This is a genomic window from Flavobacterium lindanitolerans (genome assembly GCF_002846575.1).
Classification (GTDB): domain Bacteria; phylum Bacteroidota; class Bacteroidia; order Flavobacteriales; family Flavobacteriaceae; genus Flavobacterium; species Flavobacterium lindanitolerans.
The window spans coordinates 94,404-109,693 of the sequence record NZ_PJND01000011.1 but is presented as its reverse complement, the minus strand read 5'-3'; the positions used below and the strand labels follow the sequence as shown (position 1 = coordinate 109,693).

Sequence of the window (15,290 nt, the reverse complement as noted above, 5' to 3'; positions counted from 1 at the left end):
GCCCGCTTCCTTCGACCGACTACTGGTTCAAGGTACTCTACAAGGAGAACAACGCGAGCAAGGAGTTCAAGGCTCACTTCTCGCTGAAGAGATAAAGATATTTTTGTTTAGGTTATTTTGATTGAAAAAGGGAGCTTCCGTTTTATTTATGGAGCTCCCTTTGGATTTTTATAAAAAAAGAATGTAATTAGCTGTCAATTCTGATAAACTGTCCCTGGCTGTCAAAAACCAGGTCCAGTCCATTAGAAAGTTCTATGTCATAACCTGTTCTTTCAATTTCAATAGTGTTGATAGTTTGTCCGGCATAATTTGCAGTAACATAGGTTGTGATGGCTTCCGGAACAATTGCGGTAGGAACTGCCTGGGTATTGCCGTCGACATCGGTCCAGTTTCCATTACTATCAAAATCGATTTCAAAACCATTGGTAAGATAAACGTCATAAATGGAACCATCATCATCTGCTATGGCATTTTGTTTTATCATTCTGGATTCAACACCGGGAAAATGGGTCGTTAAAAAAGTTCTTGCGTTTTCAGGAAGTGCGCTAAATTCTATTACTGTTGAAGTATTGCCGTCATTGTTGTCATCATTAGAGCATGAGACCAGTAAAATTGCTGTGATGGATGCTAAAAATGCAGTTGCCAGTAAATTTCTGATACTTTTCATAGTTCTAAAATTTTAAATTAGTAGTCTATTCTTAAAAACTTTTCGTTGGAATCAAATTCCAATTCCAAACCGTTACTAAGGTCAACTTCATAACCCCAACGACTCTTGTCTATTTTTGTAACATTTGCGTCTTTATAATTTGCTTTGACATAGGCAGCAATCTTGGCTGGAATGGCTGTAACCGGAATTGCATTATGGTTTCCGTCTATTTCCTCCCAATTTCCCTTGCCATCAAATTCAATTTCGGTAGCATTGGAAAACTGCACTTTGTATTCTGTAGAAAAAATTTCCTTTTCCTTAACGATATAAGAAGGAGTTTCGTTTGGAAAATGTTTCTTTAAAAATGTCTGTGCATTGGCAGGAAGCTCAGCAGTTGTAATTGTAGTTTTTTGTGCGGAAACTGATAGGCTGAAAAATGTGCTGGCTATCAATCCCAGGATAAATTGTACTTTCATGGCTAATTGTTTTAAATTTCTACTACAAGATTACAAGCAGAATTTGGAAACAATTAGGAATAATAAAAAAAGGTTTATTTTTTCGGAAAAATTATTTTAAACTGATGGCTGTCAACAAAACTATACTTAATCGAAAGAGAATAAGTATTGGCAATCGATTTTACAATGGCAAGGCCTAATCCGGTTGATTCGTTGGTGTTGGTATGCCTGTAGAATCGGTTGAAAATAATTTCCGGGTTTAAAGGAGTTGTTGCCCCGCTATTGGAAATCGTAATGCTATTTTCATCAATTTCAAAAGTAACCTTTCCACCCTGATGATTGTGGACCAAAGCATTTTTAAGAAGATTGCTAATTAATGCGGTGGCAAGTCCTTTGTTCATGCTGAAGGATAGCGAAGTGTTTTCAGTAACTGAAATAGTGATTTCTTTATAGGCAGCCAAATCAGAAAAATCGTCTGCCAGTTGGTGAATCAGCTCATTAAAATGAACCTGTTCTTCTTCTGCAAATTGTTGGTTTTCAATTTTTGAAAGCATGAGCAAGGATTTATTTAGGCGAACCAATCGGTTTAAAGTATCTGTAATTTTTCCAATCTCGGACATCTGTTCTTCCGGCAATGTATTGTTTTCTGCAAATAGTTCCAGCTTGTTGATGCTGATGGCTAATGGAGTCTGCAATTCGTGGGAAGCATTCTCAATAAATTGTTTCTGGCTGGAATAGATGATTTCGTTGCGCTGCAACATTTCTTCCACTTCTTTGGCAAGTGTCTTAAATTCATTAATTGGAGAATTGATGGGTTTTGGCTGCATTCCGGTTCCCAATCTAAATTTTTTAAGGTTGTCCAGAATCGCATGAAACGATTTCCAGATTCTTTTTAAAAGAAAATGGTTTACAACCAAAATACTGATAACTAGCATGACATACAGTCCCAAAAGAGCCAGAGCCAGGTCTTCGAGCAATTCGTCTTCTTCAACAATAGAAGCTTTTATGATGAGTTCATGCGGATTGCCTTCTTTATCATTAAAAACGGTGGTCAGGGTTCGGATAGGCTCATCATCATCGTCATATTCCATAAATTCAGACGAGGAAGAAAATTCGTCTTTATAGGAATAATTTCCTTTTGGGAGTGGTTTTATGGTGAATTTGTTAATGCCGAATTCCGGAGTATTCAATAGTTTTTCATCAGCAAAAGCCTGCCTGATAATAATGATTTTGGAATTTTTAAGGTCATCATCAATATTGTCATACACTTCGTCCAGAATAAGCATATAAAACAAGCCGGCCCAGATTGGGATGACAGCAAGAAGCGTTATTGCCAGATAGCGAAGCGTATAATTTTGTAATTTCATCAGCTCATTTTATAACCAATACCATATACTGCCTGTATGTCCATTTCGGCATCGGCATCCTTCAGTTTTTTACGAAGATTCTTTATCTGCGAATATACAAAATCAAGATTATCAGCCTGGTCGGTATGGTCGCCCCAGACATATTCTGCGAGCGCAGTTTTATTGATTAGCCGATTGGGATTGATAACAAAATAATACAATAAGTCGAATTCCTTTCGGTTTAAGACCAGATTTTCATTATTAACCGTTACGCTTCTCTGTTCCGGTGACAGGGTTAGGTTTTTCCATACGATATGATTGTCGCCATTGTGGCTTTTCCTACGGATGGCTGATTTGATGCGCGCGTGCAATTCCGCAAGATGGAACGGCTTACTAAGGTAATCATCGGCACCCAGGTCAAGTCCTTTTACTTTATCGTCTACCGCATCTTTTGCCGATATGATAATGATGGCTTCCTGTTTTCGTTGTTTTTTTATTTCAGCCAGCAAATCCAGACCGCTTCCGTTAGGCAGCATAATGTCAATCAGGACACAGTCATAATCATAGGAACCGAGTTTGTCCAGTCCGGAAATAAAATCATGGGCAGTTTCCACAATGTATTTTTCCTTTTCTAAAGATTGTTGGATTACTTCCCGGAGTCCGGCCTCATCTTCAATGATTAAGATTTTCATGCTTTCCGATTTTATAGCTTAAATGTATGAATTGGCGGCCAAAATAGAATCAGATTTTGGAAACAATTAGGAATAGGAGAATTTGCTATACCTTACTTTTTTTAACCCGGCGTAAATCCAGCATATTTAAAGGATTTATGCCAAGACCGGTAACGTTTTTTCGCGTAAAACGGGCAACCTTATCATAAAATAAGGGAATAACCGGGGCTTCTTTGATAATTAAATCATCCATTTTTTGATACAATTCGAAACGTTTGGCATTATCGGTTTCTAAGAAAGCATTTTCATAGAGCCTGTCAAACTCATCACTCTTAAAGTGTGTGTAATTAGGGCCGTTTGGAGCAAAATTCTTGCTATAGAACAATGAAAGGTAGTTTTCTGCATCCGGATAATCTGCAATCCAGCTTGCCCTGAAAAAAGAAACTTTTCCTGTAGAAATGGCTTGCCTTAAAGTAGCCGGAGGATTGACGTCTATGGCAACGTCAAGACCTATTTTTTTCCATTCCCGTTGGAGGTATTCTGAAATATCAAGATAGGTAGCATTGGTACTCAAGGCGATTTTCGGATTTTTGTCGCCCGTAGCCTTTTTATAAGCAGCAACCAAATCTCTTGCTTTTTGGATATCATAATCATAGCCAATTTTCGAGGCATCAAAACTCGGGAGTCCGGCAGGAATCATTCCGTTTATGGCCGGAGTTCCCATTCCGTTTCGGAGATAGGTTATCAGCTTTTGCCTGTCAAACCCATAATTCATTGCCTGTCGTATTCTTTTGTCGAGTAATATCTTGTCATTTCCATCCATGCGGAAACCAAGATATTCCGTATTGAGATAAGGTCCCGTAATCATGGTAACATCTTTTTTGTACTTTTCCTGAAGTTCCCCGCTTTGTGTCAGAATTTCATCTTTATAAGACGGATGGAGTCCGGACACAAAATCGATTTTACCCTGTGCGAATAAAAGGAAACCGCTCTGTTTATCAGGCAGAAAAGTTACCGCTACGGCTTCCAGATACGGCAATTGCTTTCCGTTTTCGTCTTTTTCAAAATACAGCGGATTTTTTCTCAGGACCAGTTTCACATTTTCTTCCCATAATTTGAACTGAAAAGGACCAGTGCCAATAGGTTTTGTCCTAAAGTCATAACCGGGAACAGCAAAAGCTTCTTTTGGAACTACCGAAGCATATTTCATGGAAAGTAGTCCTAAAAAGGCCGGAAAAGGTTTCTTTAGCCGGATTTCAAACACAGTATCATTCTTAGCCTTGAAATTTTCTACATTCTGCATAATCCATCCTCCGGGCGATGCTATTTTTTCATCTAAAAGTCGGTTAAAGCTGTATTCAAAATCATGGGCATTTACGGTACGGGTTGAATCTTTACTGTTGGCAAATACACCGCTTTTATGAAAGAAAACATCTTTTCTCAAATTGAAATTATAGGTTTTCCCATCTTCAGAAATCGTCCAGGATTTGGCAAGGTCTGGTTTAATATTCAGGCTATCGTCCAATTGTATCAGGCCATTATAAAGCTGATTACACATCCAGATATTGTCCTGCGATTTTGCAAAAGCAGGGTCAAGAGAACTGACATTGGCATCCTGGTTAAAGCGAAAAACTTCATGGTCGCGATTTTCTTCTGCTCTTTTTCCGCAGGAACATAAAGTTAACGTTATCCAAAATATTGATATGTAGTATATTATTGATTTCATTTTGAAAAATATTGTATGTAAATTTGCAGGCTATTTGCAAAATGTAAATATAACTAAAGATACCAATTCCCCAATTTCCGGGAAAATTTATAATGACAGAGAACAGAAAAAAAGTTGCTTTTTATACGCTGGGATGTAAGCTGAATTTTTCAGAAACATCTACTATTGCCCGAAACTTTCAGGATGAAGGTTTTGACCGTGTCGAATTTGAAGAAGTTGCCGATATTTATGTTATAAACACATGCTCGGTAACAGAAAATGCGGACAAGCAATTCAAGCAGGTCGTAAAAAAAGCGATGAAACTCAATGAAAAGGCATTTGTAGCGGCAGTTGGCTGTTATGCGCAATTGAAACCGGAAGAATTGGCTGCGGTTGATGGTGTGGATTTGGTTTTGGGTGCTACAGAAAAGTTCAAGATTACAGATTATATAAACGATTTGTCGAAAAATGATTTTGGCGAAGTACATTCCTGCGAAATAGCCGAAGCAGATTTTTATGTGGGCAGTTATTCTATTGGTGACAGGACTCGTGCCTTTTTGAAAGTACAGGACGGTTGTGATTACAAGTGTACTTACTGCACGATTCCTTTGGCAAGAGGAATTTCAAGAAGCGATACGATGGAAAACGTATTGAAAAATGCCAAAGAAATTTCACAGCAAAACATCAAGGAAATTGTCCTTACCGGAGTCAATATCGGAGATTATGGAAAAGGAGAATTCGGAAATAAGAAGCACGAGCACACTTTTTACGAACTGGTTCAGGAATTGGACAAGGTAGAAGGAATTGAGCGTTTGAGAATTTCGTCTATAGAACCAAACCTGCTTCGCGATGAAACTATCGAATTTGTTTCAAAATCAAGAACATTTGTACCGCATTTTCATATTCCGTTACAATCCGGAAGCAACGATATTCTGAAAAAGATGAAGCGCCGCTATCTGAGAGAAGTATATACCAACAGGGTCAATAAAATCCGCGAAGTAATGCCGCATGCCTGTATAGGGGTTGACGTTATTGTAGGATTTCCCGGTGAAACCGATGAGCATTTCCTGGAAACCTATCATTTTCTGAATGACCTGGATATTTCCTACCTGCATGTTTTTACCTATTCAGAAAGAGACAATACAGAAGCAGCGGCAATGCCAAATCCTGTTCCTGCCAACATACGTGCCAAAAGAAGCAAGATGTTGAGAGGATTATCTGTTAAGAAGAGAAGGGCCTTTTATGAAAGTCAGTTAGGAACCAACAGGACAGTTTTGTTTGAAGGAGAAAACAAAGAAGGCTACATTCATGGTTTTACCGAGAATTATGTAAAGGTAAAAACGCCATGGAATCCGGAATTGGTAAATACGTTACATGAAATCAACCTGACCAAAATTGATGAAGACGGTTTGGTTAGGATGGAGTTTTTAAATGTAGAAGCCTAATTCGTAATAGATAGTTTTAATACCTGTAGTGGAATCGGATTTTAGTAATTCTGAAAACGGATTCACCATATTTTTCTATAAACTCAAAAGAATTCCTGCCTGTTTGCTTAAAGCTTACAATCAGGGCGGCAGAAATTTCAAAATACATCTTTTCGCCTTCCATCATCATCCGTCCGCCGCTTTTCCTGTAGCCGGAACGGGTAAGTGTAAACTCTGACAAATTCCAGGTAGTTGAGTGGTTGTCAAAACTTTCCTGGAGACTATACAATCCTTCCGTGATTTCGGTTTTACATCCGTAATATTTTTCGATGTTTTCGAAGAAGCTAAGAATTTTAAGGTTTTCTTCTGTCATTCGATAAAAATAATGGATTGCGGGAAACTTTACAACAAAAGTTTTGCGGCTCTGCGTCTTTACGCGAAAATAATTGCTCGCAAAGACGCAGAGCCGCAAAGAGAAAATCATTGAAATTTAAAGTTTAATTAGGGCAAACTTAAATCAGTGTAATTATTCTAATCTGTGGCTAAAACTTTGCCAGACGAATCAAATTAAATGCGGATTCCCGGAGGAAGCAATTCTTTGTAAGCAGGATTTTTTCTGAAAAAGGCTGCTATTTTCGGATGTATAGGTACTACTTTTAATTTCCGTTGTTCTGCAATAGACATGATTTCTTTTAGGAAGTCATTTATAAAATCGTCATTCTCAAATTGTTCAGGAGTGAGTATTTTAGTGAGAAAAATTTTTTTCTCCTGAAAAGAGTATTCAACCGCAATTAGTTTTCCGTCACTATGGGCTTCAAACTGTCTTGAAAAAGTGTTGTCTTTAATTTCCATAATTCAAATAAAGATATTGTAGTGGTATCGATGGTTTAAACGGCATGGGTTTTGATTTTGAAAACATTGTCGTTTTATAACTTATCGATTATTTAAAATGTTGAGAAGAGGTGTTTGGGATAAAAACCATAATTTTATACAAATTTCGTAATAAAAACCTTTTGTTGCTGTTATGATACCGTTAAAACAATTCTGATGGAAAAAATTCCAGTATATTTTATGCCGGGTATGGCCGCTAGCTCCACAATTTTTGAAAGGATTCATCTGCCTGAAGACCAGTTCGAAACCCATCTTTTAGAATGGACGATTCCGCTTGAAGGAGAAAGTCTTGCAGGTTATGCAGAACGAATGGCGAAAGAAATAAAACATGAAAATCCCGTACTTATTGGTGTGTCTTTTGGCGGAGTTTTAGTGCAGGAAATGGCCCGATTTGTAAAGGCAAGAAAAGTGATTATTATTTCAAGTGTCAAATGCAATGCAGAGTTTCCGAGAAGGATGAAAGTTGCAAAATCAATAAGAGCCTACAAGTTTTTCCCTACCGGACTGATGCAGAACGTTGAAGCCTTTGCGAAATTTTCTTTTGGAAACGATAAGATGAACAAAAAGCTGAAGCTTTATGAAAAATTTCTTTCCATGAGAGACAAAAAATATCTGGATTGGGCTCTGGAGCAGATTATTCTATGGGATAGGGCAATACCGGATGAGCAAGTGGTTCATATTCATGGAGATGCGGATGAGGTTTTTCCTCCTAAATACATTAAGGGATTTATTCCTGTAAAAGGCGGAACACATATTATGATTATTAACAAGTTTAAATGGCTGAACGAACACCTTCCTAAAATTATATTAGGAACGTAAAAATTAAAAAAATGTTTGTAGGTTTACAAAATACACTCAAAGACTAAAGACTAAGACTATGAAATTGATGAAGAAGACTGGCTTGATAGCCTCGGTTGTTTTGGTGAGCGGCATTTTAATCCATGCGGTTTCCGACGAAAAAATAGGAGATAAGGCTCCGGTAGAAAAAGGCTATTTTTTTCCTGCAGAAATTGATTTTGCCGGAGAAAAAACACCCCTGAATATTGTTGACGTAAAAGAACGCTTTGATAGGGAGTTACTGGTTAATGCAAACCTGGACGCTTCTACGCTTTTGATTATAAAAAGGGCCAACCGCTTTTTTCCGGTTATAGAACCCATCCTCAAAAAAAATGGGGTCCCGGATGATTTTAAATATCTTGCCGTAGCAGAAAGTGCATTGATGAATGCTACCTCTTCTGCGGGAGCCAAAGGATTCTGGCAGTTTATGGCAGACACGGCAAAAGAAAGAGGTATGGAAGTAAATGATGTTGTTGACGAGAGATACCATCTTGAAAAATCGACAGAAGCAGCCTGCAAATACCTGTTGGATGCCTATAAAAAGTTTGGTAGCTGGACATTGGCTGCGGCTTCTTATAATGGAGGTTTTGGCGGAGTCAATAAGCAAATAACGATTCAGGGAGTTACAAATTATTATGACCTCCTTTTGACGGATGAGACAGCGCGTTATGTTTTCAGGATTCTGGCCTTGAAGCAAATTATGCAAAACCCGGTACAATACGGATTCAATGTGGCGCCGGCAGAATTATATCAGGCAATTCCAACCCGAAAGCTGGAAATAGACAGCTCGATTACTGACCTGGCTTCTTTCGCAAAATCACAGGGAATCAATTATAAGATTTTGAAAATCCATAATCCATGGCTTCGCGACAGGAAGTTGACGAATCCGGCGAAAAAGAAATATGTAATAGAAATTCCGACAGAGGGATATTAAATAAAAAAGCCATACTGAAAAGTATGGCTTTTTTATGGTAGGTATTTCTTTTTAGATTTTCTTCAATTGTTCCTTCATCATCTTCACCTGGTCTTTAAGCATGTTCTGCTTGTCTAATCTTTTGACTTCGTTCAACAGGTTCGTAGCTTCGATTTTTCTTCGTCTTGACATAGCAACACCGGCAAGGTTTAATTTGGCAACGGCAAGGTCCATATCCATTGACAATCCTAATTCCACCGCTTTTTTGAAATGCTTTTCAGCCTGCATCAGGTTGGTTTGCGAAAGCATCAGTCCGTGAAGGTAGTTGTAATATCCTTGCTGTTTTCTGACCAAAGCCGTTTCAGGATTTTTGATATAGGCCAGCCATTTTTGAGCTCCGGCAAAATCCTGTTTTCTCAATTTAAGGAAAGCCAGAAGGATAAATTCATTTTTAAAATAAAGTAATATAAAGACCAGTGATAACAGGATAAGGAAAATCCCGTTTCCGATGTTGTTTTCTGTAAATTGCCAAATTCCGGTAGCGATAATTAGTCCGGCTAAGATGAGTTTAATATTTCTATGGAACATAATTTTGTATATTTGAGTCGCAAAGGTAATAAAATCAATTAAAAATATTTTTATAAAACTACTTGCCAGAAAAAAAAGACTTCGTATATTTGCACTCGGTTTTGGAACAGCTATTGATTTCGAACCTATAAAAAGATATTTAATTAAGATTTTTAAAGATATAAAGCAATGAGCAAAAGAACGTTTCAACCATCGAAAAGAAAAAGAAGAAATAAGCACGGTTTTATGGAAAGAATGGCTACAGCCAATGGAAGAAAAGTGCTTGCTCGTAGAAGAGCTAAAGGAAGACATAAACTTACTGTTTCTTCTGAACCAAGACACAAAAAATAATGTTTAGATAAACATCGATAAAGGCGTTACTTAATTTCAGTACCGCCTTTTTTTATACCTTGTCGCTAAATTTTAAATAGGTTCAGGGTGTCAGCCCTGCCAGGATTAACTACAACAACACACAACAACATGCCGAAAGACAATTCAATTAAATCAGTTTTAATCATCGGTTCAGGTCCAATCGTTATCGGACAGGCCTGCGAGTTTGATTATGCTGGTTCGCAATCCGCACGATCTATCAGAGAAGAAGGAATTGAAGTTATCTTAATCAATTCCAATCCCGCTACAATTATGACAGACCCGTCAATGGCCGACCATGTTTATTTGAAGCCACTGACAACCAAGTCTATCATCGAAATCCTTAAAGAACATCCGCAGATTGATGCCGTTTTGCCAACAATGGGAGGACAGACTGCCTTGAATTTATGTCTGGAAGCCGATGAAAAAGGAATCTGGGCAGATTTTGGCGTGAAATTAATTGGTGTGGATATCAATGCCATTAATATTACCGAAGACCGTGAACAGTTCAAGCAATTGCTTCAGAAAATTGATATTCCGGCAGCACCTGCAAAAACAGCTACTTCTTTCCTTCAGGGAAAAGAAATCGCTCAGGAATTTGGTTTTCCGTTGGTAATACGCCCTTCGTTTACCTTAGGAGGAACCGGAGCTGCTTTCGTACATAAAAAAGAAGATTTTGATGATTTGCTTACCAAAGGATTGGAAGCTTCTCCAATACACGAAGTACTTATCGATAAGGCATTGTTTGGTTGGAAAGAATATGAACTAGAACTTTTAAGAGATAAAAATGATAATGTCGTAATCATCTGTTCTATTGAAAATATGGATCCGATGGGTATCCATACAGGTGATTCTATTACGGTAGCTCCGGCAATGACATTATCTGATGCCACTTTCCAAAAGATGCGTGACATGGCCATCAAGATGATGCGAAGCATTGGAAATTTTGCAGGTGGATGTAACGTGCAGTTTGCAGTATCTCCGGATGAAAGAGAAGATATTGTAGCCATCGAAATCAATCCGCGTGTTTCCCGTTCTTCGGCCCTGGCATCAAAAGCAACAGGTTATCCTATTGCCAAGATTGCTTCAAAACTGGCTTTGGGATATCACCTGGACGAATTGCAAAACCAGATTACCAAGTCGACTTCGGCCTTATTTGAGCCTACTTTGGATTATGTAATCGTAAAAATACCACGTTGGAACTTTGACAAGTTTGAAGGTGCAGACAGAACGTTAGGGCTTCAGATGAAATCAGTAGGAGAGGTGATGGGTATTGGCCGTTCCTTCCAGGAGGCTTTGCATAAAGCTACACAATCTTTAGAAATCAAAAGAAATGGTCTGGGTGCTGACGGCAAAGGCTATACAAACTATGAGCAGATTATCGAAAAGCTGACTTTTGCAAGTTGGGATCGCGTTTTCGTGATTTATGATGCCATCCAAATGGGTATTCCGTTGAGCAGGATTCATGAAATCACTAAAATTGACATGTGGTTCCTGAAACAATACGAAGAATTATATACGTTGGAAAAAGAAATTTCCAACTTTAAAATAGATACGCTTCCAAAAGAATTATTGTTGGAAGCCAAACAGAAAGGTTTTGCCGACAGGCAGATTGCTCACATGATGGGCTGTCTTGAAAGTCAGGTGCACAAGCTACGTGAAGAAATGAACATCAACCGCGTTTATAAACTGGTTGATACCTGTGCTGCAGAGTTTAAAGCAAAAACACCGTATTACTATTCAACTTTTGAAGCCGAAATTGAAACGGCTGATGGTAAACGATATGTCCATAACGAAAGTGCCGTAACCGATAGAAAGAAAGTGGTTGTGCTTGGTTCAGGTCCAAACCGAATCGGTCAGGGAATTGAGTTTGACTATTCCTGCGTACATGGTGTTTTGGCGGCTAAAGAATGCGGTTATGAAACGATAATGATTAACTGTAATCCTGAAACCGTTTCTACCGATTTTGATACGGCAGACAAATTATACTTCGAGCCAGTTTTCTGGGAGCATATCTATGATATTATCCAGCATGAAAAACCGGAAGGTGTAATCGTACAGTTAGGAGGACAGACCGCATTAAAACTGGCAGAAAAGCTTTCCAAATACGGAATCAAGATTATAGGAACCAGCTTTGATGCCCTGGATTTGGCAGAAGACAGAGGACGTTTTTCAGAACTCCTGACAGAATTGAATATCCCGTTCCCTAAATTTGGGATTGCCGAAACTGCTGATGAAGCTTCGGCTTTGGCAGATAAATTAGATTTTCCTTTGCTGGTCAGACCATCTTATGTGCTTGGCGGACAAGGAATGAAAATCGTTATCAATAAAAAAGAACTGGAAGAGCACGTAATCGATTTGTTGCGTAGTATTCCTGGAAATAAGCTGTTGTTAGACCATTATCTGGATGGAGCAATTGAGGCAGAAGCAGATGCCATCTGTGACGGTGAAAATGTCTACATCATCGGAATCATGGAGCATATTGAACCTTGCGGAGTGCATTCGGGAGATTCAAATGCAACGTTGCCACCATTCAATTTGGGTGAGTTCGTGATGCAGCAGATTAAAGACCATACGAAGAAAATCGCTTTAGCCTTGAAAACGGTAGGTCTGATTAATATCCAGTTTGCGATTAAAGATGATATGGTTTATATCATCGAGGCTAACCCAAGAGCATCCAGAACGGTTCCGTTTATTGCAAAAGCATATGGTGAGCCTTATGTAAATTATGCGACTAAAGTAATGTTAGGGCATAATAAAGTGACGGACTTTGACTTTAATCCTCACTTAAAAGGATTTGCTATAAAACAGCCGGTTTTCTCTTTCAGCAAATTTTCAGGAGTTAACAAGGCGCTTGGTCCGGAGATGAAATCTACAGGAGAAAGCATTTTGTTTATCGATGACCTGAAAGACGATCAGTTCTATGAGCTGTACAGCCGACGCAAAATGTACTTGAGTAAATAATAAAAAATCCCGACCATGAGTCGGGATTTTTGTTTTCGCTAGTCAGGCAAACGTTCTCTATCGCTCTTTTTTCTGTTCAATCGATACGTAAATGTGGCATATACTCTTGGGCCGGGACTTCTGTAACTATAATTAAGGGCATAATCATCTCCTCTGGCAGAACCTTTTGAAATCCGGGAGTCGAAAATATTATCTGCTTTTAAGGTTATGGTAGCTCTTTCATTCCAGATATCTTTTCCCATTCCCAAATCAAACCAATATTGCGATTTCGAACTGTATTGGCCGCTGCTTGTAGCTCCAAGATAATTCAGGTTGGTCTGGAAATTCCAGGTTGAAAATTTGATGCGCGTGCTTTGTTTGGATAGAAAATTTTTATCCGAAACATGAAACATTCCTTTTTGTTCAAAAGTATAATAGTTTGCCTCTCCGGTAAGTGTCAGCCATTTTAAAGGAGAATAAGTAAAACTGATTTCGGCTCCAATTCTGCTTTCTGTTCCGGAATTTATAGCCTGTTCTACTAAAAAGCCATCAGAATTTGTAAAGCGGATATCTTCAAAAATGTTCTTTGAATATTGATGGTATATACTAGGATTGATGGTTACTTTTCCCCATTTAATTAAAGTTTCGAGTTCATACGAATTGGTATATACCGGATCTAAATCAGGATTTCCGATTCGGATGTTTCTTCGATCTGCAATTCCGCCAAACGGATTGAGTTGCCAAAAACCGGGACGGCTGATGCGGCGGCTATAACTTAGCTGAACATTGAAAACATCATTGATTTCATAGGTAAAGTGGGCTGTCGGGAAGAAATCGGTATATTTTTTATCAATGTTGAACAAATTGATTCTGTCGTTGCTTCCTGTTTTTGAATCTTCAATTCTAAGTCCTAATAAATAGCTGAACTTTTTGATGCTGCTTCCGTATTGCACATAGGCCCCGATGATTCTTTCATCATAATGCAATAAGTTGTTTAGGCTGTCAATAGCAACATTATTGTCGTAGGCCTGATAATCGCTGTTGATTCGTCTGATTTCACCTTTTAATCCAAATTCGATTTTAGACTTTTCGTTAATCGGTAAGCTGTAATCCGATTGAAACAGAAAGTCTTTGCTGCTTTCAATGTTTCTGCTTTTTAACGCCCTCACCGGCAAGGCAACCGGAAAAAATTCCTGCTCGGCAATCGATTCGTTTTCGTCATCATTCCAAAAATCATATTGCAGGTTGATTGTGAACTTTTGACCTTCTTTAGCAAATGTTTTGATGTAGTTCAATTCAATCTGATTGGCAGTTTGCGGTTCTCTGTAAGCTTCTTTAGCATTGACATTCCGTTCGGGATTACGGTTTTCGTCCAAATAATTAAAAGCATAGTCAACGGTTCTTCTGCTGGTGTTGTTTCTGTAAAAATAGCTCAGCGTAATCATGTTTTTGTCGTTGAAATAATAATCACCACCCATGTAAGCCGTAAATGTTCTGTTTGTTCTTTCCCTGTCCACAGTTCCGTCCAAATACGAATCAATAGCATTACCGTCATAAATGGTTCTTGAGGTAGATTCGTTGCCCGGAAAGTAGATGTATCGGTATCTCAAATCTGAAAAAATATTGATTTTTTTGTTTTTATAATTTACGTTGTAACCTAAGGCATGATTGTCAGGAATTCCTGTCGTAACCTGAACGGAACTTCCAAATCCTTTGCTTTTGTTTTTCTTTAATACGATATTGATAATTCCGGCTGTTCCTTCAGAGTCATATTTGGAGGATGGATTGGTGATGACTTCTATTTTTTCGATATTCTCTGCCGGAATTTGTTCCAATCCGTTATTGGCAGTCAAAACGGAAGGTTTCCCATTAATAAGGATTCGGACACCGGTATTGCCTCGTAAACTAACAGTACCATTATAGTTAACACTTACTGATGGTACATTGTTTAAAATGTCGGTTGCATTGCCTCCTTTTGAAACCAAATCGCTGCCCACATTAAACACCTTTTTGTCCAGTTTATGTTCTATGGTTGTTTTTTCGGTCTGGATTTCTACGGTCTCCAATTGAGTTGGAATCTCGTCCAGCAAAAATGTTGGCAATACCTGATCGGCTTGCAGGTCAATGTTTTCTATGATACTGCTTTCCAAACCAATAAACTCCGCTTTAATATGGTATTTTCCGGGTACTATTTTAAGACTGAAATTTCCCTTGTCATCTGTTATTGACCCTGCAACCGATTCACCGCCCGGACTACTTGTAAAAGTAACCGTTGCAAATTCCAGTGCGACAGCGGTCTTTTTCTCAATTACTTTTCCGCTAACAGTTATGGTTTTTTGTATCTCCTGAGAATAGAGGGCCGTAAAAGAAAGCAGGATTGCTATGAATACTATTTTTTTCATGATGATTTTGTTTACAATTACAGGGCAAAGATTGGATGTTTTATGAAGCGTAAAAGTGACATAAGACAGAAACAGGTTTTTTGCAGGTAAATACCCGGTTTATAGCGCTAAAATGGTCTTT

14 protein-coding genes are annotated in these 15,290 nt (G+C 38.4%); 5 read left to right on the top strand and 9 right to left on the bottom strand.

All coding sequences use genetic code 11. From position 1 onward, the window contains the following. Positions 1-187: 187 nt before the first annotated feature. The 5 genes from B0G92_RS15970 to B0G92_RS15950 all read right to left on the bottom strand — a co-directional run bounded on the left by B0G92_RS15970 (position 188) and on the right by B0G92_RS15950 (position 4,844). Positions 188-667, bottom strand: a complete 480-nt coding sequence (locus tag B0G92_RS15970) for a PepSY-like domain-containing protein (RefSeq protein ID WP_101472981.1) — start codon at positions 665-667, stop codon at positions 188-190. 17 nt (positions 668-684) lie between these two features. Beyond that, positions 685-1,122 carry a PepSY-like domain-containing protein gene (locus tag B0G92_RS15965; protein ID WP_101472980.1) on the bottom strand — a complete coding sequence of 146 codons (438 nt, stop codon included), beginning with the start codon at positions 1,120-1,122 and terminating at the stop codon, positions 685-687. 74 nt (positions 1,123-1,196) lie between these two features. Then, on the bottom strand, positions 1,197-2,468 hold the full coding sequence (locus tag B0G92_RS15960; protein WP_101472979.1) for a sensor histidine kinase: 1,272 nt from the start codon (positions 2,466-2,468) through the stop codon (positions 1,197-1,199). Further along, the gene (locus B0G92_RS15955) at positions 2,468-3,139 is read right to left on the bottom strand and encodes a response regulator transcription factor (RefSeq protein WP_101472978.1); all 672 of its coding nucleotides are present in this window, start codon (positions 3,137-3,139) and stop codon (positions 2,468-2,470) included. Before B0G92_RS15955 ends, B0G92_RS15960 begins: the two co-directional genes overlap by 1 nt. An 85-nt stretch (positions 3,140-3,224) precedes the next feature. After that, on the bottom strand, positions 3,225-4,844 hold the full coding sequence (locus B0G92_RS15950) for an ABC transporter substrate-binding protein (protein ID WP_101472977.1): 1,620 nt from the start codon (positions 4,842-4,844) through the stop codon (positions 3,225-3,227). A gap of 92 nt (positions 4,845-4,936) precedes the next feature. On the opposite strand from B0G92_RS15950, the gene mtaB reads away from it, so the two are divergent. Continuing rightward, entirely contained in the window at positions 4,937-6,268 is a 1,332-nt protein-coding gene (gene mtaB / locus B0G92_RS15945) for a tRNA (N(6)-L-threonylcarbamoyladenosine(37)-C(2))-methylthiotransferase MtaB (RefSeq protein WP_101472976.1), read from the top strand. Between the two features lie 16 nt (positions 6,269-6,284). Here the strand turns inward: mtaB and B0G92_RS15940 are convergent, their stop codons facing one another. Then, positions 6,285-6,620, bottom strand: a complete 336-nt coding sequence (locus B0G92_RS15940) for a hypothetical protein (RefSeq protein WP_101472975.1) — start codon at positions 6,618-6,620, stop codon at positions 6,285-6,287. Between the two features lie 194 nt (positions 6,621-6,814). Continuing rightward, positions 6,815-7,099: a GNAT family N-acetyltransferase gene (locus tag B0G92_RS15935; RefSeq protein WP_101472974.1), complete on the bottom strand. Its 285-nt coding sequence runs from the start codon at positions 7,097-7,099 to the stop codon at positions 6,815-6,817. A 195-nt stretch (positions 7,100-7,294) separates the two neighbouring features. Here B0G92_RS15935 and B0G92_RS15930 point away from each other — a divergent pair, with 195 nt between their 5' ends. Both B0G92_RS15930 and B0G92_RS15925 read left to right on the top strand, forming a co-directional pair. Then, entirely contained in the window at positions 7,295-7,957 is a 663-nt protein-coding gene (locus tag B0G92_RS15930; protein WP_056072831.1) for an alpha/beta fold hydrolase, read from the top strand. 58 nt (positions 7,958-8,015) lie between these two features. Further along, positions 8,016-8,909 (top strand): lytic transglycosylase domain-containing protein, encoded by an 894-nt coding sequence (locus B0G92_RS15925; protein ID WP_056072827.1) that lies wholly within the window; start codon positions 8,016-8,018, stop codon positions 8,907-8,909. Positions 8,910-8,960: 51 nt separating this feature from the next. Here the strand turns inward: B0G92_RS15925 and B0G92_RS15920 are convergent, their stop codons facing one another. After that, the gene (locus B0G92_RS15920) at positions 8,961-9,476 is read right to left on the bottom strand and encodes a hypothetical protein (protein ID WP_056072824.1); all 516 of its coding nucleotides are present in this window, start codon (positions 9,474-9,476) and stop codon (positions 8,961-8,963) included. 168 nt (positions 9,477-9,644) lie between these two features. Between B0G92_RS15920 and rpmH the strand changes: the two genes are divergently transcribed. Then, complete coding sequence (rpmH, locus tag B0G92_RS15915; protein WP_056072822.1) at positions 9,645-9,806, top strand: 50S ribosomal protein L34; 162 nt, start codon at positions 9,645-9,647, stop codon at positions 9,804-9,806. Positions 9,807-9,935: 129 nt separating this feature from the next. Next, on the top strand, positions 9,936-12,788 hold the full coding sequence (carB, locus tag B0G92_RS15910; RefSeq protein ID WP_101472987.1) for a carbamoyl-phosphate synthase large subunit: 2,853 nt from the start codon (positions 9,936-9,938) through the stop codon (positions 12,786-12,788). Positions 12,789-12,826: 38 nt separating this feature from the next. On the opposite strand, the gene B0G92_RS15905 is transcribed toward carB, so the two are convergent. Then, a complete protein-coding gene (locus B0G92_RS15905) occupies positions 12,827-15,169 on the bottom strand; it encodes a TonB-dependent receptor (protein WP_101472973.1) in 2,343 nt (780 codons plus the stop codon). Between the last annotated feature and the right edge of the window lie 121 nt (positions 15,170-15,290).